We start from the raw sequence: 24,152 nt of genomic DNA, 5'->3' as shown, positions 1-24,152 counted from the left end.
GAGTCATATGAACAAGGTCATTGAATTGGGTACATTTAATTGCGTTTCCGGTACCCTTATGCATGTCATTGGAGATCAGCATATACGAATTGAAACATCTTCTGCGGGAGGTGGCGTACAGCTATCATTGGATGATCCGGAGGTATGGACGGATCATGATTACTTGGTTGCGGATTTATATCATAAGGCTCATGATGTCCTAGTTGTGTTATTCTCATTCGTTGAAAGCGGAGGCAAGGAGCTTACGGTGCACTACGGATTACTGCCGGATGTCAGGACCCGGGTGTGCCTGCCTCTGAAAGCTTTAAACGGTGAAAAACTGTTTCTGGATCGTTACCCCGGCGTGATGCAGTCCGTGATCAGGGGTGACCGTTCTGTTGACCGCAGCAGGCTTCAGAGCTTGTCGATATCGACGACCTCGTCCGTCTGCAGTAGACAGTTTGAGGTCTCAGGCTTGTATGTAAGTAAAAAAGCTCCGGATTTTACCTATGCACAAGAGGTTTATATCGACGAAATGGGACAACTTCTTGGCAAAGATTGGCCGGGGAAGACTCCCTCCATCGAACGTTTATCGGCCGACTTGATAACGAATATGGAACAGAGTCAAGAGAGTGACGGTTTACGTTCGGATTTGGGAGACTTCGGAGGCTGGAAGGGATTGAAATTCGAGAGCTCCGGCTATTTCCGCACGGAATTTGATGGTGAGCGCTGGTGGTTCGTCGATCCTGACGGATTTGCCTTGTTCAGTACAGGAATGGATTGCTTACAACCCTATGACCATATGCGGGTTGCAGGGATGGAGCATTTGCTTCCACAGCTGCCCGAAAGAGAGGGCAAGTTCTGTGATGCCTGGTCCGGGCACGGATTCAGCTTCTCGGTTGCCAATCTGATCCGTGTATTCGGAGAAAATTGGCTTGAAGCGTGGATGGAGCTGACGGATCGACGTCTGAAGGAATGGGGGATCAATACGATCGGAAACTGGTCGATGCCTGAGTTTATTCACAGCTCCAGCTTGCCCTATGTGTATCCAATGACAGATTTTCCGGCTACTGAAATAACCATTTACCGAGATTTTCCGGATGTATTTAGCCCCGAATACGAGCAGAAAGCAGAGGAGTTCGCTAATCAGCTTATCCCATTGAAAGAGGATCGGCGTCTCGTTGGTTATTTTATGCGGAACGAGCCCCATTGGGCGTTTGTCGATGGTTTGAACTTGACGGAGGCCATGATGGAGCATCCGTACTCATTCGAAAGTAAGCGGATGTTCGTGGAATGGCTGGAGAACAAATATACAACAGCAGCGTGTTTAAACGAAGCTTGGGGAACCGATTTTCAACAATTTGACGAGTTATTGCATCCGCAAAAAGTCCAAGCAGGGCATATCGAAGGCATGCGCCGAGAGGATTATTCGGCATTTAACCGGATTTTAATCCGTCGCTATGTAGAGATACCGGCCCAATATTGTAAAAAGGCGGATCCTAATCACCTGAATTTAGGAATGCGATATGCCTGGATTGGTAGTAGCGAATTGCTGGAGGGATGCGAAGCGTTTGATGTGTTCTCTATCAATTGCTATCAAATGAAACCGGATCGGGAGCATATTGAAATGATCAGCAAACATTTGAATAAACCGGTCATGATCGGGGAATTCCACTTCGGTGCAGCAGATGTCGGGATGCTGGCATACGGGATCAAGGCTGTCGCCACGCAAGAGGAGAGGGGCTTGGCGTACCGGTATTTTGTGGAACAAGGCGCTGCGATTCCAGAGCTCATCGGCGTTCATTATTTTCAGCTCGCTGACCAACCGGTTCTGGGACGTTTTGACGGGGAAAATTATCAAATCGGTGTGACCGATGTGTGTCACCGTCCTTATGAAGCTTTTGTAGAGCAAATGAAGCTGTCCCACGCTCAGATGTATGATGTCCGCGTTGGGAATAGGCAGGCGTTTTGTATAAACCCAATCGAGATACCGAGGACCGGGTTCTGAAGGCCGTGTTTATCCAATCCAAGTTGGGCACAGAGCGACATTGGGGAGGTACTATAATATAGCTGTAAGGGTTAATTCACCAACCAAAGAGCAATAGGTGTGAATCCTTGCTTTAAAAATCATGCTTTGAGGCTCGTACAAGTACCGGTACAACCAGGAATCGAGGGGAATCCACTGTTGGATAGGATCCAGAGCTCCTGGAATATGACGATTACAACGGTCGAGATTTGCATTCAGGGGTAACGAGGGTCAATTTGCCGGGTAAGCCTTACATGGCTATTCGAGTTCGAGCAGCAGATTAAGGGGGATAGCGGATGGGAGCAGCATAGTAAGCTAACTTCGATACATTGAGGCACGGTTGAGTTAACACTGCCCGAAATTATCGGCGTTGATGAGGAAGATGTGAGGGGTGATTATCAGATGATATTCCGCAAGGCTGATCGTGTCTCGAGGATTTAATCTCGATTGGGACGATCGGCTTGATCAAAGCCATTGAGTTGTTTTCGCCGCGATGGCACTTTACAGGCACGCGACTGCGAATTGTGGATTTGACCATCCTACCTTGTCCATAAGGAAGATTTCACAAATAAGCTTTGCCACCGAACGACGGTGGCAAAGCTTATTTGTATCCTAAGACGACCGATGAACCAATACTCCACCGAATCAACTATTCCGCCACGATGGGCTATTACGGCAACAGGCGGCTTACCGCGAAGATCAGGGGTACTGCGTTGGGGCAGCACTCGTCAAACCTAAAGCCAATCTCACACTCGAATCGTCCAGACGAGCCGTGATCTCGTTTTTGCTTATTGCATGGAGGAATGAACTATTGAGCTTGTTGCGTTGAAGCGGGTAAGATGACGGTACATGATGCAAAGGAGGTTCGTGACGGTGGCAAAATTGTATACTCCATTGGAGTCCGGATCCAAGAAATCGGCGGGAAAGCTCAAAGCTTATGAGAATCCATATCTCGCCAATATGCGAAAACATTGGATGCTGTATCTGATGATCCTTCCCGGGATTGTATATTATCTTGTTTTTAAATACGTACCGCTGATGGGAAGCTTGATCGCATTTCAGAATTATCAGATATTTAAGGGCATGCTTGGAAGTGCATGGGTTGGCTTGGACAATTTCAAGTTTATTTTCATGTATCAGGATTTTTACAATGTATTGAGAAACACAGCGACTATCGCCTTGTTTCAGCTGTTATTCGGCTTTCCGGCGCCGATCATTCTCGCGCTGCTGTTCAATGAGGTGAGGCTGATGTTTGCCAAACGTTTAATGCAGAGCATGTTCTACCTTCCGCACTTTCTGTCGTGGGTAGTCGTAGGAGGCATCGTGTTCGAGCTGCTGTCTAACAAGGGCGTAGTTAATATGGTGCGTGGCTGGTGGGGGTATGAACCTATTCTGTTCATGCAGGAGCAAGCGTATTTCCGGACGATCGTCGTACTTTCAGGTATCTGGAAGGAGGTTGGATGGGGAACGATCATCTATTTGGCCGCAATCACCGGCATTAACCCGAACCTATATGAAGCAGCCGTTATGGATGGAGCCAACCGATGGAAGCAGACGCTGTACATCACGCTGCCTACCTTGTTCCCGACCATTCTGGTTCTGTTCTTGCTTAACATTGGCAACTTCCTGGAGCTTGGCTTTGATCAGATTTATAATCTGTTGACGCCGATGACGTATTCGGTAGGCGATATCATTGAGACCTACGTGTATCGAGCGGGGGTGCTTCAGGGCCAATACAGTGTGACGACAGCCATTGGGTTATTTCAGTCGGTAATTGGCTTCACGCTGCTGTGGATATTCAATCGGCTGGCACGAAAAACAGAACAGGGGTTGTGGTAATGAAGATAACCTATGGAGAAAAGCTATTCCAGATTTTCAACTATGTCATCTTAGCAGCAGCCGCAGCTACGATGCTAATGCCGCTAGTGCAGCTGCTGGCTGTATCGTTCAGCTCGCCTATTGCAGCCGATTCTAAGCAGGTATTCCTGCTTCCTGTTGAGTTCACGACGGCATCATGGGTGCACATCCTACAGAACAAGGGTCTATGGACCTCGTTTGGCATTACCGTCTATATTACGGTGGCGGGGACGCTGCTCAGCATGCTGTTCTCATTGCTGACGGCCTATCCGTTGTCTCGTAAGGAGTTTCTCGTTCGTAAGCCGATCATGCTCGGAATTATTATTACGATGATTTTTAACGCTCCGATGATCCCGTTCTTCCTTACCGTCCGCGAGTTAGGTCTGATGAATTCGCTATGGTCGCTGATCCTGCCCGGATTGATTGGCACGTTCAATATGATCATCATCCGGACCTTCTTTCAAGGTATTCCGGGGGAGCTAGACGACTCAGCGCGAATTGACGGCTGCAGCGATGCCGGGATTTTGTTCCGCATTTACCTGCCTTTATCTAAGCCGGTGCTCGCGACGGTCAGCTTGTTTTATGCGGTAGGCTATTGGAATACGTTTCAGCGGGCGGTGCTGTTCATTCGCGATCCGAACAAATGGCCGCTGCAAATGAAGCTTCGCGCTTATCTGACATCGCCGGAGGAACTTGCCGCAGTCAATCTTCTTTTGGGTGATTATGCTTTCAATACAACCACGCTGAAAGCGGCAACGATTCTATTCGCGACAGTTCCGATTCTCCTGGTGTATCCTTATTTGCAAAAGTATTTTGTCAAAGGTGCTATGCTTGGCTCACTTAAGGAGTAGTCGAGCTTTTAACAAGAGTGATACATGATATGAAGTTGTTGATGACATGCTTGAACAATAGATTTGAACAAAAAAGGGAGGATTAACAAATGAAGAAACGATTATTAGGGAAACCGGCAGCCATGTCTGCTTTAGCCGCTCTGCTGGCGATCACCATACTGTCAGGCTGTACGCAAGCAGGGGAAACCTCTCCAGCCTCAGAGAATAACGGAAAGGACGACAAAGCCGTTCAAGTTAAAGTATTCAAAAGCCATATGGGCGTTGGTTCCATTCCGGACAGCAGCAACGCGCATGTGAAATATGTTGAAGAGAAGACCGGTGTTGCATATAAGCTGATTACGACCCCGCCAGGCTCGGAACCGACTGAGTTTCTGAATCTGATGATCGCCTCCAACGATTTGCCGGACATTCTTCGTCCTATTGGGGGCATAGATCAAACATTAATTAAGCAGGGAGGCGCATTGCCTCTGGACGATTTGCTTCCCAAATACGCCCCTAACGTTTGGAAGAACGTTCCGAAAGAAGCGTGGGATATTGTGCGTTCGGCTTCCCCGGACGGCCATATCTATTATGTTCCGAAGGTGTTCCTCGTTCCTGAGCGGGCGCCTATGATCCGCAAGGACTGGCTTGACAAGGTAGGACTTCCTATGCCGAAGACAGCAGAGGAGTATAAGAACGTCCTGCGGGCGTTCCGCGACAAGGATCCGAACGGCAATGGAATCAAAGACGAGCTGCCGACCTCCGGACGCGAATTCGGCAAATGGATGGACCACCTGTTCGGGATGCATGGGGTCGCTATGTGGGAAGGCAGCCCGGAGTGGGACGTGTATGATGGGCAGATTCAGTATGCGGGCATCACCCCGAACATGAAGGCCGCCATCCGCTTTATCCGTGAGCTTTATGTGGAGAAGCTGCTGGACAACGAAACCTTCCTTAATAAAGGAGAAGTCTGGCAGGCCAAAATCAACAATAATCTGGTCGGCAGCTGGTACCATCTGCCCGCCAATGTTCGTGATCGCTATACCGCAATGCTGAAGGGAGCACCCAACGCCTACATCGTCGGTATGCCGATACCTAAGGTAGAAGGCCTCCAAGGCTTCGTAACACAAAAAAGCATGGGAGAGCCGGAATGGATGATTCCTGCTGCTTCCCAAAAAAATGCGGAAGCTTCTCTAAAACTGTTGGACTTTTTCTATGACAAAAACAACGACGATTTCAGCCGTTTCGGTATTGAGGGGATTCAGCACCAAGTCGTGAACGGTAAGAAGGTTTTGCTTCCGCCAGAAGATAGCCGGCCGCTTGCGCTCGGTATGCGTAATCTTACGACGAAAGAGGACATGGACATCCGTATCAAGGAAACGCTCCCAGAGAATATACAGAAGATGGTCCAGGATATATTCATCGTCAGCACGGCTGATGCACGCCGTATTGCTGGAGACGGCCTGCCGAATACGGTATATGAAGGCTTTCCAGATGTTCAATCGCACAAGCTTTTTCAGGAGTATTTGACGAAAATCGTCATTGGCGACATGCCGATCGAGAAGTTCGACGAGTTCGTAGACAGATGGAAAAAAGCCGGAGGCGATCAGGTTACCAAGCGTGTTCAGGAGTGGTATGCCAAGGTGAAAAAATAAGCAAGCTGCGGCTTGCCGGCAGATTTTTGCCGGCTTTGCTGCCTCAGCGTGCAGTCCATGCCGCAAAGGGAGCAGCATCCTATACATTTGCGAACGGAAGAGAGGATGTTCCTATATGAAAAAAAGATATGCGATCTGTGGAGTAAGCGGACGAGCGCTAGGCATGTTTGCCAAGCCGATCCTGACCACATTCGCCCATAGCTGCGAGTTGGTCGGTTTGCTTGACCACGACCCAGCGCGCTTCGACTTATACCGCTCGAGGTACCCGGAGCATGCGGATGTGCAGACGTATGGTGAGCTTGAATTCAACCGGATGGTTGATGAGACGCGCCCGGATGTCATCATCGTAGCAGGCCGTGACGATACCCACGCTCGATATTTGATTGCCGCACTACAGCACGATCTCGATGTCATAACCGAGAAGCCTATGGTCACGACAGGCGAGGACAGCCGTCGTGTCATGGAGGCGGAACGGGCAAGCAAGGGTTCGGTTATTGTTACATTCAATTACCGTTATGCTCCGATCCATACAAAAATCAAGGAAATGGTTATGGAAGGCATGCTGGGACGGATTACATCGATTGATCTGAATTGGTATCTGGATACGTATCACGGCTCCAGCTATTTCAAACGGTGGAATCGGGTTCGCGAGCTGTCCGGCGGGTTGTCTATACACAAATGCACCCACCACTTCGATCTGGTCAACTGGTGGATCAATCAAAAGCCTGTTGAGGTTTTTGCCTACGGGGCATTGAATTACTACGGCGCTGAAGGGGAAGCGAATCCGAAGAAGGAAGACGGCCGATTCTGCAGCACCTGTGAGTATACAGAGGATTGCTCCTATTACTCGCGCTGGAATTCACGCAGTAAGAACATCCGCGTGCCAGACGACCATTTAGGCGCGCTAGACGCCGTAAAGAAGACGTTTCCCTATTCGGATTATCGTCCCGATCAGTGCATTTTCGATTCGAAGATCGATATTGAGGATACTTACACCGCAACAGTAAAGTACAACGGAGGCGCGCTGCTCAGCTATTCCGTCAATTTCTCGCTGCCGTACGAGGGATACCGTCTTGCTATTAATGGGACGAAAGGTCGTCTGGAGTCGGTGGAGTATCATATGCCCGGCAGAACGCCGTTCCCTACACCCGTGCAGACGATCGACTATTTCCCATTGTTCGGTTCGAAGGAGACCATCCATGTCGTGCACCGGGAGGGCGGCCACGGCGGCGGAGATCCTCTACTGCTGGAAGACCTGTTTATAGGGGAAGATCCCAGACGACCTTACCGTATCTTATCGGGCTCCGAGGATGGAGCTTATTCAGTGGCGACAGGTGAAGCGGTATGGCGCTCCGTGAAGGAGCATCGTCCGATTACGATTGAAGAAGTACTAGGCGGTAATGGAGGCTTACAGAAGCTTGCAGCGAGCTTGAGCAGCAAGGGAGGCAGAGAGCTATGAGCGGCCGATATTTTGAACCAATGGAAAGTATGGCTTCACAGACGGATAGCAGCAGTATCCCACATGTTCTGGCGGCAATTGCACAGCGGTATGTCGGCGATAATCCGCCACATGGTCCTGTTTACCGGGTTACGCGCTTTGGAGATATTCGCAAGCAGCAGGATCATTTATATCAATTTCCAATTGAACGAATGTTCCCGGATATGAATGAAGGCCAGCGCGTTTACACTTGGGCGAAGCTGTGGATCGATCAACCGCAGCCGTTTGTCTTCCTGCTTCGCTGCTTCGGTCCGGTCCGTTTGTATCACAATGGGCAGAAGCGCTTTGGCTCATCGACGGAGGAGGAAGGCGCTGGTGAGCAGGCATTGAAGCTTAAGATCGATCTGACGCGAGGGTGGAATCACTTTGTGCTGGAGCTGGGCAAGAATGCGCAAGGGAGCTGCGGAGCGGAATTCGGCACAGGCAGCCGCAAAAACAAACCCTTTCACTTCCTGACCCCGTCCGAGGAGCGGGAAGGCGAGGAGGGCTGGATATATACAGTTCCGCTGGATATTCCGCTGGAGCCCATACCGGCCCTATCCCTTACGGAAGCATCTACAGGGATGAAGTGGCTGCCCGTGAGGGAGCAGCGGAGTCAGGAAACGGTCTGTATGGAGCGGCTGTACGGACTTCAGCCAGGAATGGAAGCTTACGCATGGACAACAGTCATCAACTTAACCACCTCGATGAAGCGCATAAAGCTGGCTGGTGCCGCCTACGGTCCCTTAAGATTCCTATGGAATGGAAAAGAGCTGCATAGCGTTCATGAACCGGGGGATTTCTCCCTTGTATTAGACGTTATGCCCGGAAGCAGCGACCTTATCGCGCACTGCCTATGTGATGAGCAGGGCTGGGGCTTCTCCATATGCGAGCTTTCAAGAGAAGCTAGGCTGGCTGCTGCCCGCATAGTGCACGGCTACAAAGGGAAGTGGCTCTTCCTAGGTCCGTTCCCTGCAGGATCAGCGGTCGATGCCGCCGATTATTTGACGATGGACAGTGTGGCAGCCAGTGGGCAGGAGGCTCTCTTCTGGACGACCGGCCAACGAGGGGGCCATGTACGGCTCTTTCTCGAGAATGAGCTGTTCGGCCGCTGGAACTATCCGCTTGGCGTCACGCTGAATGGACTCTTAGAGACGAGCAAGCTGCTGGATCGCAGCGACTTGGCCGATTACGTTACGCGGCATGTTGAATTTGCGACGGCGACCTACGATTACTCGAAATGGGACCGGGAGCGCTTCGGCGCAGCCGGCTTGAATAACCAGCTGTCGCATATCGACAGCCTTGATGATTGCGGATCCTTCGGTGCATTGGCTATTCTGGCTGACCGGCTTCGACCGTTGAAGGGTTTGCGCAAGGTTTCCGATGACATAGCTTACTATATTATGAATGTCCAGGACCGTATGGAAGACGGCGCGTTATATCGCAGGATCGGTGTATCGCCGAGTATGCACAACACCATGTGGTGCGATGATATGTATATGAGCGTTCCATTTTTGTGCAGGTATGCCGAGCTTTCCGGTGATCCGCTTTATACGGATGAAGCTGCCCGTCAGCTTCTGCTGTACAAGAAGTATTTATATATGCCGGCAGAAAAAATGATGTCGCATGTGTACGATGTGAACATCGGCAAGCGTTCTCAGACTTTCTGGGGTAGGGGGAATGGCTGGGTATTCTTTTCACTGGCCGTGCTGCTAGCAGTACTGCCGCAGACTCATGAGAGCTACCCGGCTGTGCTTGCTTTTTACCGTGAGTTGGCCGAAGGCTACCTGAGACTGCAGGGTAAGCATGGCTTGTGGCATCAGGTACTGACGGATCCTGAGTCTTATGAGGAATCTTCGTGCACCGCGATGTTCATTTACAGCTTCGCGCTTGGCGTTCGCCACGGCTGGCTGGTTGACCCCGAGCCGTATGTCCATGCGGTGCTGACCGGTTGGCAGGGCCAATGCGAGCGGGCTATCGACAAGCACGGCAACCTGTACGGCGTCTGCAAAGGCTCCAGTTGGTCTTTTTCCCACGCTTATTATAAGCACGAGCTGGGCTGGAACTTGAACGATACGCATGGCATCGGTATCGTGCTGCTCGCCGGCGTCGAGACACAGCGAATGAAAGCGTATTTGGGTGGCACTTAAGGCTGAATAGGGTCGGGGAAGAGAGGACAGGAGATCCGGTTGGAGCGTGTCAGGAGGGGACGGATCACGCTATAATGAAAAGATCCTAGTAGAAGGTGGATATTAACGTGATGCAAACCCTCAAGAAATGGCTGAAAAACAATTTGGCCCATACACAAGCCAGGCTCGTACTGATTCTGACCGTATTGGTCTTCCTCATTATTTTGGCCGTCAGCTTGACCTCGTATTATACATCGAAGTCGGTGCTGCAGGAGGAGCTCAGTGAACCTCAGCGCCAAATGCTGCAGCTCAATATGAATGTGATAGATGACTCTATCAATGAAAGCGATCAAGTGGCGATCAAAGTAGCGCTTAACGATCATATTTACAATTTTCTAACAAATGAGGTCCAGAATTCGTATGCAAATATCTCAGAGCTGTACCAGCTGCTGTCGACTCTTATCGGCAATTCCAAGTATATCAAAAGCATTTATGTCTATGATATCGCAAGGGGCAGCTTCATCTCGATTCCGCAAGGCTACAGCTCTAGCAAGCTTACGTTTATCGACTCGGAATGGGTCAGCGTAGCGGGCGAATTTAATAACAATCTGAGGATCATCAAGAAGCGTCAGGTGCCCGAAGGCGCAGGCGGGAAGGGCTCGGAGGTTGCGCTTTTTCGCAAAATTATGATTCAGGGCGAATTCAAGGGGATTGTTGCCGTTAATTTGAAGGACGAGGAGCTTTTCGCCAAGCTGAATCCGCCGGTTATGAACAATTTGAACAGAATGCGCTATATCATTGACGAGCACGACGAGGTGCTGTTTTCCGTCTCGAATTATACCTTCGATCAGGAGGCGATCCGGCAGGAGCTGGGGAAGCTGAAGGAGGACGGCAGCGGTGATATAACCTATCAAAATCAAAAGCTGCTGGTTAATCAGCTCAAGTCGCCGGTAACGGGATGGAAGTATGTGTCCATCGTTGTACAGGACAGCTTGTTGGCTAAATCGAAAAAGGTTCGTAATGCCACACTGCTAGTATCCATCGCCGCACTCGCGCTTGGCGGCGTGACGATCTTCTATATCAATGCGGCGGCTTTTCGCCCAGTCCGCAGGCTAAAGCAGCTGTTCAGCACCTACGATCGCAAGGCCAACGTTTCAGGGGGCATTGATCTGGAGAAGCTGACCGGCGAACTGCTCAGCAATCACGCACATCTGTCCCAGCTCGTCAGGGAGACGATGTCCGAGGCGTCCTCTAAGATGCTCTATGACATCTATATTGGCAACCTGACCGGTAAAAGAGACATTGGGGAGAAGTGGATCCGGTACTTTGGGGAGTGGACGGAGGCGCCGGTGACGGTGGTCGTCTTGTCGATTGATCGATATGATGAGTGGTCACAAATATACTTAGGCGGAGATCGGTCTCTGCTGAAATTTGCCTTAGCTAACATTGTCGCAGAGCTGTTTGAGCGGGAATGGCGGATTGTTTGCACAGATTTCGGTAAGGACAAGACAGCCATTCTGCTGCAGCCGCTTGGCGGCGGAGAACAGCTGGAGAAAAAGCTGGCGGAATCGATAGAAGTTGTTTGCCGCCTGCTGAAATTCAGCATTTCGGCAGGGATTAGCACCACTCAGACAGATATCGCCCGATTGAAGCAGGCGATGCTGGAAGCAGAGAATGCACTTACCTACCGGTTGTACCAAGGCTATGGACAGGTGATCCCATTCCATGAGGTATCGGGGCACGAAGTCAAAGAACTTCTTCCGAATGAGGGAGTGCTTAATGACTTGATTAACGCAATCGAAGCTGGCGATCAGCAGCAATCCCAGGATGCGATAGGACGAATGGTCGGACATATCCGCAGCCAATATGGGTATCCTTCCGAGGCTATTTCCTTCCTGCAAACGGCCGTAGAACGTATCGAGCAGCTTCGACCAGCCGTCGAGGGTGCCACAGATCCGATCTACGAACGGTTCGATACGCTTTATCTGGATGATATTCAAAGCGAGCTGATCAGCTGGATTGTTCCGTTAGCGGAACGGTTTCAGAGGCTTATTGAGAGCAAGGATTTTATCATGTGCCATCGCATGATTGACTTTATGAAGCAGTATCTTAGCGAGCCGATCGGCATTCCGGAGATTGCCGAATCGATCGGGATCAGCAGCAGTCTGGCTAGTCAGGTGTTCAAGCAGGAGTCGGGTGAGACGATTTATAACTACTTGACCCAGCTACGTATGGAACGAGCGGCGGAGCTGCTTCTCAAAACGGATAACCGCATTTCGGATATTGCACTGATGGTCGGTTACCAGCATGAGAACAGCTTTATCCGCAGCTTTCGCAAATTTAAGGATATTACCCCGGGCAAGTACCGGGATATGATGAGAACCCGGATGGACTCTCTGCTTGAATAAACAGGTGTTCTCGGGCCGGGTTTCATATGCCAAGGAGGAATCATGGACAGACGACAGATCGTAGAACGCCATCAACCGGAATTGAACAAGTTGGACCCCGTGTCCCCCTTCTCAGTTGGTAATGGGGAATTCGCTTTCAGTGCCGACATTACCGGCCTTCAGACTTTCCCGGAGCAATATGAGGTGCCGTTAGGCACACAGTCTAATTGGGGTTGGCATTATACAGGTGGACACGAACGATTCACTGAAAAGGATGCCGACTATCAAATGTTTGATACCTACGGCCGCTCGGTCGGGTATCCAATGAAGCCGGGAGACAAAGCGGAAGCTTATCACTGGCTTCGGCAGAACCCGCACCGTCTGCAGCTCGGCCGTATTTCCTTCCGGTTTTTCCTGGAATCAGGAGCAGAGGCGCAAGCAAGTGATGTGACGGGTATTCGCCAAAAACTGAATCTGTGGAAGGGGATTTTGACCAGTGAATTCGCTGTTCAGGGTGTGCCGGTCCGCGTGACGACGGCGTGCCATCCGACATCGGACGTCGTCGGTGTGCGTGCGGAATCGCCGCTGATCAAACAAGGACGGCTGCAGATGTTTATTCGTTTTCCGGCGCCGGATATGACCCATACGGCATGGGCCAAGGCTATTTTCCCAGACTGGAGCCATGACGATAGACATCGGACAGAGCTGAGCGCTGCTGGTGAAAACATGGTTGTGCTGGAACGCAGCATGGATGAGGACAGCTATAAGGTCAGCTGGGCATGGAGCGCGGGCCGTCTGGAACGGACCGCTGCGCACGAGTTCACGCTGCTGCCGGGCACAGAAAGCGAAGTGCTGGAATGCGCCATAGGCTTTGCGGATCAGACACCGCAAACGGCATCGGTCAGTGATATCTTGGCAGCCAGCGAGAGCCATTGGAAGGCATTTTGGATGAACGGCGCTGTGATGGATTTCTCTGGAAGCGCTGATCCGAGAGCGTATGAGCTAGAACGCCGCGTTGTGCTGTCACAGTTTCTGTGCGCGATGCATAGCGGAGGCTCATTGCCGCCGCAGGAGACCGGCTTCATGTACAACAGCTGGTTCGGCAAGTCCCATCTGGAGATGCATTGGTGGCACGCCTCGCATTTTCCGTTATGGGGCCGGGAGAGCTATCTGCTGAAGAGCATGGACTGGTATTCTGACATATTGCCGGTCGCTCGTGTCTTGGCACAATCTCAAGGCTATGAAGGGGCGCGTTGGCCTAAGATGGTCGGCTTCGACGGCAAGCCTTGCCCATCTCCGGTCGCTCCGGGTCTGATCTGGCAGCAGCCGCATCCTATGGCGCTTGCCGAGCTGATTTACCAAGCGGATCCGACCCAATTGACGCTGGAGCGGTTCCGTGACATTGTGTTTGAGGCGGCAGATTTTATGGTATCCTTCGCGCATCTGGATGAAGAGAAGCGCGTCTATGATCTGGGGCCGCCATTGATCCCGGCACAGGAATGCCACCCTTTACAGGCTAGCAAAAATCCGCCGTACGAGCTGGAATACTGGAAGTACGGACTGGAGATTGCCGTTCGCTGGGCAGAGCGTCTGCAAATACCGGCTAATCCGCGGTGGGCGGAAGTCGCCGGGGCGATGGCTGAGCCTCCGCAGGCAGATGGCGTTTATCTTGCTCATGAGCTGTGTCCTGATACCTTCACGGCCAAAAATCACGACCATCCGTCAATGCTGGGGGCGCTTGGAATCCTGCCGGGTACGCTGATCGATAGAAAGGTCATGCTGAACACTCTGTTGAAGGTTAAGGAAGTATGGAAATGGGGCTCGGCCTGGGGCTGGGACTTCCCGATGTGCGCCATGACGGCGGCAAGACTGGGGGAACCCGATTTGGCGGTCGATTTCCTGCTGATGGACGCTACCAAGAACACTTATTTGACCAACGGTCATAATTATCAGCGCCCTGGCCTGTCAGCTTATTTGCCGGGTAACGGCGGATTGCTTACAGCTGTGGCGATGATGGCCTGTGGCTGGAAAGGCAATCCGAACGGTCATAACCAAGGCTTCCCGCAGGACGGAAGCTGGTCGGTGAAGTGGGAAGGGCTGAAGCCTTGGCTGTAAAAAGTCGGGCAGTCTGACAGTCAGGCAGGAAAAGATTTGCCAGAGGAGGCGAGAGCATGGCTAAAGGAACAATATGGCCCTCAGAAAGAAAGTCATACATCGATAGGCTGACAGGGCTTGAAGTCACTCAATTGACCGATTATAAAGCACATAGTCATCATTTATATTTTACCGAGAGCGGTTGGTATGACGAAGGACAGCGTTTGTTGTTCATTTCGGATAGGGGAAACAGCACCAATCTGTATAGTATGCACATAGAAAGTGGACTTATGACCCAACTGACGGATTACCCTGACAACGATTTTCTAGACGCTTGTCTGCTGCCAGACGGCAGCGCAGCGTTCATCAAAGTCGGGCGCTGTCTCGTTCGGCTAGACCTGAATTCGCTGGAGGAGGAGCTTCGCTATGAAGCTCCGGAGGGTTATCATCTTGGCAATGCGAGCGCGACAGCCGACGGCTTGTTCGTCATGACCTGCGTACAGGAGGATTTGTCACATCGCATCCGTCTTGATCTGGGTAACGGCTATGTCGGCCACCGGGAGCTGATGGAGGCTGCTCCTCACAGCATGATCGTACGCATCGATGCCCATGAAGGCGGCGCAGAGAAGGTGTATGAGGCGAATCGGTTTATTACCCATATCAATACATCTCCAAAGGAGCCTTGGCTCATGACGTTTTGCCATGAAGGGCCGTGGCATCTAGTCGATCACCGAATATGGGGTCTGGATTTACGCACTGGAGTAGCATGGAAAATTCGAGAACGGCTTGAGCCCGAAGAAAAGGTGGGCCATGAGTTTTTTTACCCAGATGGAGTAACAATCGGCTATCACGGCTTCCGCTTGAACGGCACCAACTTCTTCGGCAGCATCCATTATGACAATACAGGAATGGAGGAGACAGAGTTCGCCTTCGATACATGGCATGGATACGCGGATGGCTTGGGGCAGGCGATCGTGGACGGCAAGGGCGCTGTGAAGACACTGAGCCTTTGGCGCAAAATCGGCGGCGTGTATGAAGGCCCGCGTATGCTGTGCGAGCTGCGCTGCAGCTTCCACTCGCAGAAGGTGCATGCTCACCCGCGGTTTGATTCGGAAGGCAAGCGGCTGCTGTTCACCAGCGACAAGAATGGCTATGGGAATCTGTATCTGGTTGAGCTTCCGAATGATTTCAGAGTTTTGCCGCAATTCACAGTGTAGACAGGGAGGAAAGTGAAGTGAAGATGCAAACAGCAACAATCATCAATAACACTGAGCTTATGTCTATCAAGGTTGCCGAGACAATCCTGTCGTTGAGCCAAGGCGGATTGCATCCGCATATCGCAAATAAGTGGGGATATGTTGCCGGCATGGCGCTGACGGCCATCGGCCAACTCGGTGATTGGGCCGGTCAGGCCAAGTACCATGAGTTCGTTAAGCGCCAAATGGATGTATTTATCCAAGAGGATGGCTCGATTCAGGGCTATACTTTGGAGGATTACAATCTCGATCATATTAATAAAGGTAAAAACCTGCTGCGGCTGTGGCGAGAAACGGGCGAGGCGAAGTACGAGAAGGCCGCTCGGCTGCTTGCCGACCAGCTGACCGGTCAACCGCGGACAAATGAGGGCGGGTTCTGGCATAAGAAAATATATCCGTATCAAATGTGGCTGGACGGCCTGTACATGTCTTCACCTTACATGGCCGAGTACGCCTGGACGTTCGATGAAAGCGATTGGTTCGATGAAGCTGCGCATCAGCTGCTGCTGATTGAAGGGCGCACGCGAAACACGCAGACAGGACTGCTGCATCATGCCTGGGATGAGAGCGGGGAGCAGCGCTGGTGCGATAACAGATCAGGGCGCTCCAGGCATGTCTGGGGACGTGCGATGGGTTGGTATGCGATGGCACTCGTTGATGCGCTTGAGTATTTTCCAGTCCGTCATCCGAAGCGCGGACAGCTTATGGGCATCTTCGAGCGGATGGCGAATGCGGTAGTGCGCGTCCAGGACCAGGAGAGCGGAGTGTGGGCTCAGGTGATGGATTGCAACGGCCGTGAGGGCAACTATTTGGAGGCATCGGGCTCCTGCATGCTTACGTATGCGTTAGCCAAGGGTATTCGGCTACGCTATCTGGCTGAGATCGACCGGCGGGTCGTGGAACGCGCGTACGAAGGCATCCTGCAGCGTTTTGTTACGGAGGATGAAAAGGGTGTGCACCTGCATGGCATTTGTCATGGGGCAGGGCTTGGCGGACGTAAATATCGTGACGGCTCGTTTGACTACTATATAAGCGAAGCGATCGTCAGCGATGTGCTGATGGGCGTAGCACCGCTGCTGCTGGCAAGCATCGAAATCGAGCGGTTGCGCGGGATATAGAACGACTCCACATCAGGTGCGTGCAGGACTAGATGGGACAGGACGGCTAAAAAGCTGGAGTTTATCGAAGGAGACTTGAAACAGATGCCGGAGCAAATAAACCAACAACACGGGGATAGGCTTAGTATGAATTACCCCGCATCCTGGTGGCGGAATATGTGGCGCGAAGCGCTTCCCTCCGGCAATGGCGTATTAGGCGCGTCCGTATTTGGCGGCGTGGAGCAAGAGACGGTGCTGCTCAATCATGCTCAGCTATGGCATTGGGGGCACAAGGATGAATTGCCGGATGTGAGCGGCACACTTTCCCGGACCCGGGAGCTCATGGATGAGGAACGCTATGCCGAAGCCAGCTGGCAGCTGGCTGATGCGTTGAAAGGGCATGGCTATGGGACACGTCTTGCTTCTCGGTTTCCGTTGGCTGCGATCAAGCTGATTATGCCATGCGGCAGCGCCTTTCGCGAATACAGCCGGACGCTGGAAATGGACAGCGGCGAAGTAACCGTCTGCTGGACAGACGGCGCTTGCCGCTTTGGGCGAAAGCTGTTCGTCTCTCGTGCCGACGATGCGGTTATTTATGAGATTGAAGGCAGCGGCGATGGACTTGTAACGGGCGAGATCGGTCTGATACTTCACCCAAGCGATCGCTGGGCGGATGCGCCGGAGTTCAAGGAACTGGAGAAATCGGTGGAAACCGGCTCCGACGAAGCTTTTGCCTGGTATGCCGCAACGAACGACGATGGCACGGATTTCGGTGCGGTTCTCCGAATCATTCCGCAAGGGGGCCACGTCGAAACGAAGGAAGGCCTAATCCGTTTCGATAGGACCCGCCGTGTACTTGTACTGGTAAAGGTGTTTGTTCACGGCGAAAGGTCTAGGGATTGGGCCCGGTTGAAACTTGAACTGGCCGAACTTGCAGCAGCAGCCACCTACGAAAGGCTGCTGCAGCGTCACATAGCGCTGCATCGGCCTCTGTACCGCTCCGCTTCTCTGGAACTGGACGACGCACAGCTGGATTCTCGTTCCAATGAACGACTGTTGTTGGATGCGTATCAGGGAGAAGCTCCTTTGGCGCTAGTACGTAAGATGTGGGCGTTAGGCAGGTATTTGTTCCTGAGCGGTACGGCCGCTGATGAGCAAGCCGAGCCCTTCGGTCTTTATGGACTATGGGGAGGGGATTACCGGCTTGTATGGAGCCATAACATGGCCAATGAAAATATCCAAATGATGTACTGGCACGCGCACGTCGGCGGTCTGGGCAAATTGACGGCATCCTTGTTCCGTTATTATGAGGGACTGATGGACGACTTTCGCGAAAATGCCCGCAAGCTTTACGGCTGCCGAGGCATTTATATTCCTGCTGGAACTACAGCGGGTATTGGCGTGCCGAACCAGATCGTGCCGGTGATCCTCAACTGGATCGGAGCAGCCGGTTGGCTTGCCCGCCATTATGACGAGCATTATCGATTTACCGGCGACCTGCAGTTTCTGCAAGAAACAGCAATACCGTTTATGCGGGAGGCTTTGCAATTTTATGAGGACTTCCTTGTGACGGACGAGGATGGGCTATATAAGATATATCCTTCTGTATCGCCTGAGAATACACCGTCGAACTTCATGCCGACTGATGGCAAGCCATTGGCTCACCCAATGCCCACAGCGATTAATGCAACGATGGATATAGCCATCCTGAAGGAGTTGCTGCACCATCTGATCGAAGCGAACCGGGCAATCGGCGGCGATCCTGAGGAAACACGGAGCTGGAATAAGATGCTGGACCGTCTGCCTGCCTATCGGATAAATAAGGATGGTGCCGTCTGTGAGTGGATTCATCCTGCTTTCGAGGATCGTTACGCTCATCGCCATCTGTCCCATCTATATCCTGTGTTTCCCGGGCATGAAGTGACGCAAGAGAGCGATCCAGACTTGTTCGGAGCGTTCGAAACGGCGGTGCGCAAACGTGAGATCGGGGCGCAAAGCGGTTGGTCGCTTGCTCATATGGCCGCTATTTATGCCCGGCTTGGCGACGGTGACAGCGCCCTAGATTGTCTGGATGTATTGTCCAGGTCGAGTTTGCTGCCCAACCTGTTCACGCTGCACAACGACTGGCGGGGGATGGGGGTTTCCATGAACATGCCTACGGCCCCGGTTCAGCTCGATGCCAATCTAGGCTGGGTGAATGCCGTTCAGGAGATGCTCCTGCAAACAGCGCCGAGCCTCGTCAAGCTACTCCCAGCGCTGCCTGGGCGTTGGAAACGCGGGCGATTAGCCGAGTGGAGGTTCCATACCGGCAGGGTTTCCATGGAGTGGGACAGGGAGGCCGGCTTGTTTCGCACCGAGTTGATTGCGGACAGAGACACGGATATGGTCGTCAAGCTGCCCGATTGGGTGAGCTCCTGCACGATATCCGCTCAGGAAGCGCAGCCTTCACCGCTCGGGCCTTCGTACTATACGGTGCAGATGAAGAGCGGAGCGCCATCGGTCATCATCGAGACGGAACATTGCAGCTGCAAGCAGTAAATTCATATTCATGGTTTACGTGAACACCCCTTCATGGATAGTGGATACCTGGTCCCATGAAAGCCCTTTTTGAGTTCTCCTCGGCAAACTTCTTAACAATTGTTGAATATTTTTTGCGAAAAGGAAATGGGGAAAAGTCAGGTCGTAAGGGATTCCTTACGGCCTTTTTTCGCGGGGGAATGACGCAAAACCAATTCCTAAGAAAACATAGGCTTCCTCAAAAGAATATGGAATAAGGTGCGGTGGTTTTATCACATTTGGGGACTGGCTTCCTGCCATTTTAAATCGGTCTATATGGTATTACCAGCCTTCGGTTACGCGCCGAAGGCTTTTCTTATATCCCTATAATCTTATTTACAAAAGATGGATTAGTTGTTACCCTTGCATCAAGGGGGGCGGAATAAAGATGAAGATGGTTCCTGCAACTGCTTCAGACTATGGATACATACGAGAACATGACCATCATATTTTAGAGAACTTAATATTGCCAAAAATAAAGAGAAATGAAATATACATACTAAGGAACCAAGATGAGAGTGAAATTGGATGGATGAGATACGGATATTTCTGGGATAACACGCCATTCATGAATATGATATGGATCGACGAACAATATCGAGGCAAGGGATTAGGAAAGCAAAGTGTCCTCATATGGGAAGATGAAATGAAACAAAATGGCTTTAAACTTGTTATGACGTCCACTCTGGCTAATGAAGAGGCACAGCACTTCTACAGAAATTTAGGATATCGGGATGCGGGATGTTTATTGCTCGAGAATGAGCCCATGGAAATCATTATGACTAAAAAATTAATTTAAAACATGGGGTATTACGCTAACAGAAACGTGTGGAGATGTACATACAAGTGTGTGTATTGATACAGCATGTTCGATGGGGTTTTGGCTGAACATGCCGCTGCAGCTACCCTTACCTTTAAATCTTATTCCATACAGGCAGGCACTCTAACTGAATTGAAGAGCAAGATTAAAGTTAAAAAAACAGGTGCTTCTGCCTACACAGCTCTAGGTCAAGAAGATACAGTTGCTTCAAACACACCATCTACGTCTCGATCGAGTACGTTTGAAATTAATTTCAAGGACGCGTTAGTTGGTTCTGGAAACTCCATACAAATAGCTTCTGGGGCATTCAAGGCTTGGTATGGCATACCAATGATACTTCGGTTTCGTACTCTTTACTATTATTACTTGAAGCACCAACAAATAGGAAATTTTCAGATTCAATAGTATTAATGCTGCTTCGATTGTCTGCAAAATCAGGAAGGGTCAACTAGAAGGTGTAAGATTGCTAGGATGATCAAAACAACGAGCTGCATCACGATAGTGCTAATCCGATTTTGTTGGTATCAGTCGAGTTTCATGTTGGAAAGGGGGAACATCGTAATAATCGCCTTTCAGCTTTCCCTTGTCGGTCAGCCGGATCAAAGGAAAACAAATAGAAAAAAAGGTACAATCGCTTCTTCTTTGGAAGTGATTGTACCTTTTTCTATTCCGACGAATTTTATCAGGAACCTCTCAATGAGAGGCTATTTTTCGCTTTTGCTATTATTGGGACAATAATCTTTTATAAGTGGAAAGGATTCCGAAGTGCAATCCTTCATGGTACAGGTTATAACGAAGTGATTGCTCTGGAGTTACTAGAGCGAGTCCCGTGGACGTATTAATCGCAGTTACATTATCGTTCAGGCGGTCCATCGGATACTGCTTGCGAATTCTATCCAGCTGTTCTGTCAGCAGGGTTTTCAGTTCTGGTAATGTCGGATTAGGAAGCGAAGCAGGGTACGTGTCCAACGGCGACTTTCCGGAAACGAACCGATCAGTAAACCCTTCTGGCAGATGAAGCGGGATATTCAGTTGCGATAGCGCCAAGTAATCCGTAACGAAATAGATGTGACCAAGGTGCCAACGGATATTATTGCGGAAACCAGCGGGAATGCGATCCGCGAGTTCCTCAGTTAGGCCTTCCAATGCTTGTAGTGTTTGTGCTCTAATATTGATCAATTCTTCGAAAATAGTTGTTTTCATTTGTATCGCTCCTCGATTGTTTATGATTTAAATGTACCGCTATACCTAAAAATACATGCGTTCTTGCCGTTATACGTATTTACTTCTTCTAACAGGTAGGGTAACCGTCGTGCCGGATCAAGCTGTGCACCGATTCATCCGGCTTTTGGTTAGGAGGGCATTAACTAGAATATCGACAAAGACCCGCGACCGAAATCTGATTTCCCCGTATCAACCGTTGTTATCTCGGGCGGTTCTTTGAACAGAGGAGTTACGCCCTGTCGTTCTGAACGCTTCTACCTTCATAGAACATGCGATCCGGGATTTCTTCTTTCTCTTTGGCCGTCAAGGAGACCGTGCTTAATTTAAAGATGGCGGTTCTACTACCTAGCGGGGAAACGTATCGATCCAAATGAGTCCGCCCCAGCGGCCGATCATAATAGCCTGGCACATATTTGTCCAGCATGACCTGCATAGCGGCTGTCGCTTCGTCTAAATCGGTTACGCGTTCCAAGTTGCCTTCGATGATGACACTCATAAAGGCGGTATCCGTTTTGGCGGGTATCGGACTCGTGATGGTTCCGTAATTTTCGCTGATGGTGAAACAGGCTCGTGGGTTTTGCTCGATATAAGTTATTTTTCTTCCTTCTTCCGCCCCATGAAAATAAATGGCGTTGTTCAGCCAAGAAAAGTTGAGTGGAATGACATAGGGGACATCTTCTGAAGATAGGCCGAGAAATCCAATCTGGGCTTGTTTAAGAAAGAGCTGGATTTTGTCGGTATCCGTCGAGCTTCGTTTCACATTGCGAAGTGGAAACATCGTATTCATCGCCTTTCAATTAGTGGGGTTTGGTAAATAAGAATAAACGTTCCTTATTGGATTAGATGTTGTGAAATAGATGTTACGAATCAATTGATCGTATCCAAATACTCTCGGATTTGTGCAGGGGTCTTTGCAAATTTGCTGTGCAGATGCGCTAATTTCTCCCCATTCTTAAATACCAGCAAGCTGGGAATTCCTCTGACGTCATATTTTTCGGTAAGCTCTTCGAATTGCTCGGAATCAACCGCATAGAATTGCTTATCCGAATGTTCGTTTATAATGTCACCGATAAATCGCTCTAAATTTTTACAATCATGACACCAAGTCGCATCGAATTTCATAATCGTGTAGCCTTCACCGTTGATTTTCTCTTGAAATTGCTGTTGTGTTTGAATACGTTCCATGGTTATCGATCCCATCTCAATATATTGTGAATTAATGGTTTTCGTTATGCTCCAAAAATTTCTCGACATCGATAGCTGCCATTGTGCCGCTACCCGCCGCCGTAATCGCTGACGATATTTGTTATCCTTGATATCTCCACATGCAAACACACGCTAGGGATGTTTGTTTCGGAAGTGCTCGGTTTAACCACTACATAACCGACTTCATCAAGTTCCAATTGTCCGTTTAGGATTTTCGTATTCGGCGTGTGACCGATTGTGACGAAAATGCCATCCGTCTCGATGATTTCTTCCTCACCAGTCGTAGTATTACTTACTTTAAAGCCGTTTACTCCGTTGCTGCCTGCTACTACCTCAAGCGGCGTTTTGTTCAAGCTCCACGTAATTTTACTGTTATTTCGAGCACAGTCCTGCATAATTATCAAAGCTCTAAGCTCCTCGCGGCGATTGACAACACGTACCTCGGAAGCAAATTTCGTAAGGAAATGCGCTTCCTCCATGGCGGAGTCGCCACCGCCTACAACGATGATCTTTTTCCCGCGGAAGAAGAAACCGTCGCAAGATGCACAGGTGCTCACGCCACGCCTTATATTATCTTTCTCGCCGGGAATACCCATATATTTAGCCGAAGCACCAGTCGAAGTGCCAATGTTTGGGTTACAAGCTCTTCTCCGCCTTCAAACGTCAGCTTAAATGGACGAATGGATAAATCGACGCTGTTGACCCAACCTGTACGAAACCAAAGCGCTCTGCTTGCTTGCGCATGTTAGCCCATGAGTTCCGGTCCCATAATTCCGTAGCGGCGGTTAATCCTGCAGGTCCTGTTCCTATAACGATTGCGTTATACATAATGTGAATTCCTCTTTCGAATAAACAGGATAACAAAATTAACAGCGAAGTTCTGGATTCACCGTATTTTCCATCCGGTATAGTAGGGCCAACGAATTCCTTCCTCATTATTGTAACTATTAATTTACATAACGATGGTTACGAGTCATACTATAACATGAACCGTGATGGTTGGCAAGTAACCAGATAAATAATATTTTGGTTGTTACTATGGAGACGCCCACATAAAAGAAAAGGAGTTGAGGCACGATAATATGGGACAATTTTATGAAATGCGATTATCATAAATGAAGAGGCAGAGGTTATACCGAAGACCGACTGGACAAGCTGGGTTGGCTGGAACAATGGTTGACCATTCACAACCTTAACTATCTGGGCGTTCCGTCGGCGGAAGAATTGGATGATCTGAAACGGTTGAGGGGGCACATGCTTCGTATCGTGGCACATGAGTCCGTGGATCCCGCCTATCTCGAGGGGCTGAACCGTGCGCTGTCGTATGGATCGATGATTCTATGCATCGCGGAATCTGATTTGGGTTATCGCTTGGAATCCACTCCTTTACGAGAGGGATGATCCGGCATCGGAGCGGAGGTGGCCGCTTCCTTCGGCCGCGTGCTCGCGGATGGCGATCTCTCCCGCTTGCGCATTTACGACAATCCGGTTTACCTGGTGGTGTCGGGTGACAAGAACTTTATCTCATTAAGGGCCGCGTAAATCGCGGCTTTTTTGTT

At 50.4% G+C, this 24,152-nt stretch carries 16 protein-coding genes and 3 pseudogenes; 15 read left to right on the top strand and 4 right to left on the bottom strand.

Features of this window, described 5'->3' with window-relative positions:
* Positions 1-7: 7 nt before the first annotated feature.
* The 14 genes and pseudogenes from QFZ80_RS23225 to QFZ80_RS23165 all read left to right on the top strand — a co-directional run bounded on the left by QFZ80_RS23225 (position 8) and on the right by QFZ80_RS23165 (position 20,568).
* A complete protein-coding gene (locus QFZ80_RS23225; protein ID WP_307553733.1) occupies positions 8-1,987 on the top strand; it encodes a beta-galactosidase in 1,980 nt (659 codons plus the stop codon).
* A 446-nt stretch (positions 1,988-2,433) separates the two neighbouring features.
* Positions 2,434-2,523: pseudogene (locus QFZ80_RS39140) on the top strand (RNA polymerase subunit sigma-70); the annotation flags it as partial.
* 442 nt (positions 2,524-2,965) lie between these two features.
* Positions 2,966-3,844 (top strand): ABC transporter permease, encoded by an 879-nt coding sequence (locus tag QFZ80_RS23220; protein ID WP_307556015.1) that lies wholly within the window; start codon positions 2,966-2,968, stop codon positions 3,842-3,844.
* On the top strand, positions 3,844-4,713 hold the full coding sequence (locus tag QFZ80_RS23215) for a carbohydrate ABC transporter permease (RefSeq protein ID WP_307553735.1): 870 nt from the start codon (positions 3,844-3,846) through the stop codon (positions 4,711-4,713). Before QFZ80_RS23220 ends, QFZ80_RS23215 begins: the two co-directional genes overlap by 1 nt.
* Positions 4,714-4,802: 89 nt before the next feature.
* Complete coding sequence (locus QFZ80_RS23210) at positions 4,803-6,347, top strand: extracellular solute-binding protein (protein ID WP_307553738.1); 1,545 nt, start codon at positions 4,803-4,805, stop codon at positions 6,345-6,347.
* A gap of 115 nt (positions 6,348-6,462) precedes the next feature.
* Entirely contained in the window at positions 6,463-7,806 is a 1,344-nt protein-coding gene (locus QFZ80_RS23205; RefSeq protein ID WP_307561267.1) for a Gfo/Idh/MocA family protein, read from the top strand.
* Entirely contained in the window at positions 7,803-9,974 is a 2,172-nt protein-coding gene (locus QFZ80_RS23200; protein ID WP_307553742.1) for a glycoside hydrolase family 88/105 protein, read from the top strand. Before QFZ80_RS23205 ends, QFZ80_RS23200 begins: the two co-directional genes overlap by 4 nt.
* A gap of 110 nt (positions 9,975-10,084) precedes the next feature.
* A complete protein-coding gene (locus QFZ80_RS23195; RefSeq protein WP_307556016.1) occupies positions 10,085-12,361 on the top strand; it encodes a helix-turn-helix domain-containing protein in 2,277 nt (758 codons plus the stop codon).
* Between the two features lie 42 nt (positions 12,362-12,403).
* A complete protein-coding gene (locus tag QFZ80_RS23190) occupies positions 12,404-14,455 on the top strand; it encodes a glycoside hydrolase family 65 (RefSeq protein WP_307553744.1) in 2,052 nt (683 codons plus the stop codon).
* A 56-nt stretch (positions 14,456-14,511) separates the two neighbouring features.
* Entirely contained in the window at positions 14,512-15,651 is a 1,140-nt protein-coding gene (locus QFZ80_RS23185) for an oligogalacturonate lyase family protein (protein ID WP_307553746.1), read from the top strand.
* Between the two features lie 23 nt (positions 15,652-15,674).
* Entirely contained in the window at positions 15,675-16,808 is a 1,134-nt protein-coding gene (locus QFZ80_RS23180; protein WP_307564205.1) for a glycoside hydrolase family 88/105 protein, read from the top strand.
* 84 nt (positions 16,809-16,892) lie between these two features.
* The gene (locus QFZ80_RS23175; RefSeq protein ID WP_307561264.1) at positions 16,893-19,325 is read left to right on the top strand and encodes a glycosyl hydrolase family 95 catalytic domain-containing protein; all 2,433 of its coding nucleotides are present in this window, start codon (positions 16,893-16,895) and stop codon (positions 19,323-19,325) included.
* Positions 19,326-19,731: 406 nt separating this feature from the next.
* Positions 19,732-20,142 carry a GNAT family N-acetyltransferase gene (locus QFZ80_RS23170; protein ID WP_307553750.1) on the top strand — a complete coding sequence of 137 codons (411 nt, stop codon included), beginning with the start codon at positions 19,732-19,734 and terminating at the stop codon, positions 20,140-20,142.
* 66 nt (positions 20,143-20,208) lie between these two features.
* A complete protein-coding gene (locus QFZ80_RS23165; protein ID WP_307561262.1) occupies positions 20,209-20,568 on the top strand; it encodes a hypothetical protein in 360 nt (119 codons plus the stop codon).
* Between the two features lie 318 nt (positions 20,569-20,886).
* Here the strand turns inward: QFZ80_RS23165 and QFZ80_RS23160 are convergent, their stop codons facing one another.
* The 4 genes and pseudogenes from QFZ80_RS23160 to QFZ80_RS23145 form a co-directional block, all read right to left on the bottom strand.
* A complete protein-coding gene (locus QFZ80_RS23160; protein ID WP_307553754.1) occupies positions 20,887-21,366 on the bottom strand; it encodes a DinB family protein in 480 nt (159 codons plus the stop codon).
* Between the two features lie 250 nt (positions 21,367-21,616).
* Entirely contained in the window at positions 21,617-22,165 is a 549-nt protein-coding gene (locus QFZ80_RS23155) for a pyridoxamine 5'-phosphate oxidase family protein (protein WP_307553756.1), read from the bottom strand.
* Positions 22,166-22,254: 89 nt separating this feature from the next.
* Positions 22,255-22,572, bottom strand: a complete 318-nt coding sequence (locus QFZ80_RS23150; protein ID WP_307553757.1) for a thioredoxin family protein — start codon at positions 22,570-22,572, stop codon at positions 22,255-22,257.
* Between the two features lie 31 nt (positions 22,573-22,603).
* A pseudogene (locus tag QFZ80_RS23145) lies at positions 22,604-23,421 on the bottom strand (NAD(P)/FAD-dependent oxidoreductase).
* A gap of 312 nt (positions 23,422-23,733) precedes the next feature.
* Between QFZ80_RS23145 and QFZ80_RS39135 the strand changes: the two are divergent.
* Positions 23,734-23,994, top strand: a pseudogene (locus QFZ80_RS39135) (hypothetical protein); the annotation flags it as partial.
* Between the last annotated feature and the right edge of the window lie 158 nt (positions 23,995-24,152).

Source organism: Paenibacillus sp. V4I7, from assembly GCF_030817275.1.
GTDB lineage: Bacteria > Bacillota > Bacilli > Paenibacillales > NBRC-103111 > Paenibacillus_E.
The sequence above is the reverse complement of the archived record's forward strand: the minus strand, read 5'-3'. Positions and strand labels throughout refer to the sequence as shown.

Coding starts and splice junctions, on each gene's coding strand:
- QFZ80_RS23225 (WP_307553733.1), top strand. CDS start 8: ATGAACAAGGTCATTGAATTGGGTACATTTAATTGCGTTTCCGGTACC.
- QFZ80_RS23220 (WP_307556015.1), top strand. CDS start 2,966: ATGCGAAAACATTGGATGCTGTATCTGATGATCCTTCCCGGGATTGTA.
- QFZ80_RS23215 (WP_307553735.1), top strand. CDS start 3,844: ATGAAGATAACCTATGGAGAAAAGCTATTCCAGATTTTCAACTATGTC.
- QFZ80_RS23210 (WP_307553738.1), top strand. CDS start 4,803: ATGAAGAAACGATTATTAGGGAAACCGGCAGCCATGTCTGCTTTAGCC.
- QFZ80_RS23205 (WP_307561267.1), top strand. CDS start 6,463: ATGAAAAAAAGATATGCGATCTGTGGAGTAAGCGGACGAGCGCTAGGC.
- QFZ80_RS23200 (WP_307553742.1), top strand. CDS start 7,803: ATGAGCGGCCGATATTTTGAACCAATGGAAAGTATGGCTTCACAGACG.
- QFZ80_RS23195 (WP_307556016.1), top strand. CDS start 10,085: ATGCAAACCCTCAAGAAATGGCTGAAAAACAATTTGGCCCATACACAA.
- QFZ80_RS23190 (WP_307553744.1), top strand. CDS start 12,404: ATGGACAGACGACAGATCGTAGAACGCCATCAACCGGAATTGAACAAG.
- QFZ80_RS23185 (WP_307553746.1), top strand. CDS start 14,512: ATGGCTAAAGGAACAATATGGCCCTCAGAAAGAAAGTCATACATCGAT.
- QFZ80_RS23180 (WP_307564205.1), top strand. CDS start 15,675: ATGCAAACAGCAACAATCATCAATAACACTGAGCTTATGTCTATCAAG.
- QFZ80_RS23175 (WP_307561264.1), top strand. CDS start 16,893: ATGCCGGAGCAAATAAACCAACAACACGGGGATAGGCTTAGTATGAAT.
- QFZ80_RS23170 (WP_307553750.1), top strand. CDS start 19,732: ATGAAGATGGTTCCTGCAACTGCTTCAGACTATGGATACATACGAGAA.
- QFZ80_RS23165 (WP_307561262.1), top strand. CDS start 20,209: ATGTTCGATGGGGTTTTGGCTGAACATGCCGCTGCAGCTACCCTTACC.
- QFZ80_RS23160 (WP_307553754.1), bottom strand. CDS start 21,366: ATGAAAACAACTATTTTCGAAGAATTGATCAATATTAGAGCACAAACA.
- QFZ80_RS23155 (WP_307553756.1), bottom strand. CDS start 22,165: ATGTTTCCACTTCGCAATGTGAAACGAAGCTCGACGGATACCGACAAA.
- QFZ80_RS23150 (WP_307553757.1), bottom strand. CDS start 22,572: ATGGAACGTATTCAAACACAACAGCAATTTCAAGAGAAAATCAACGGT.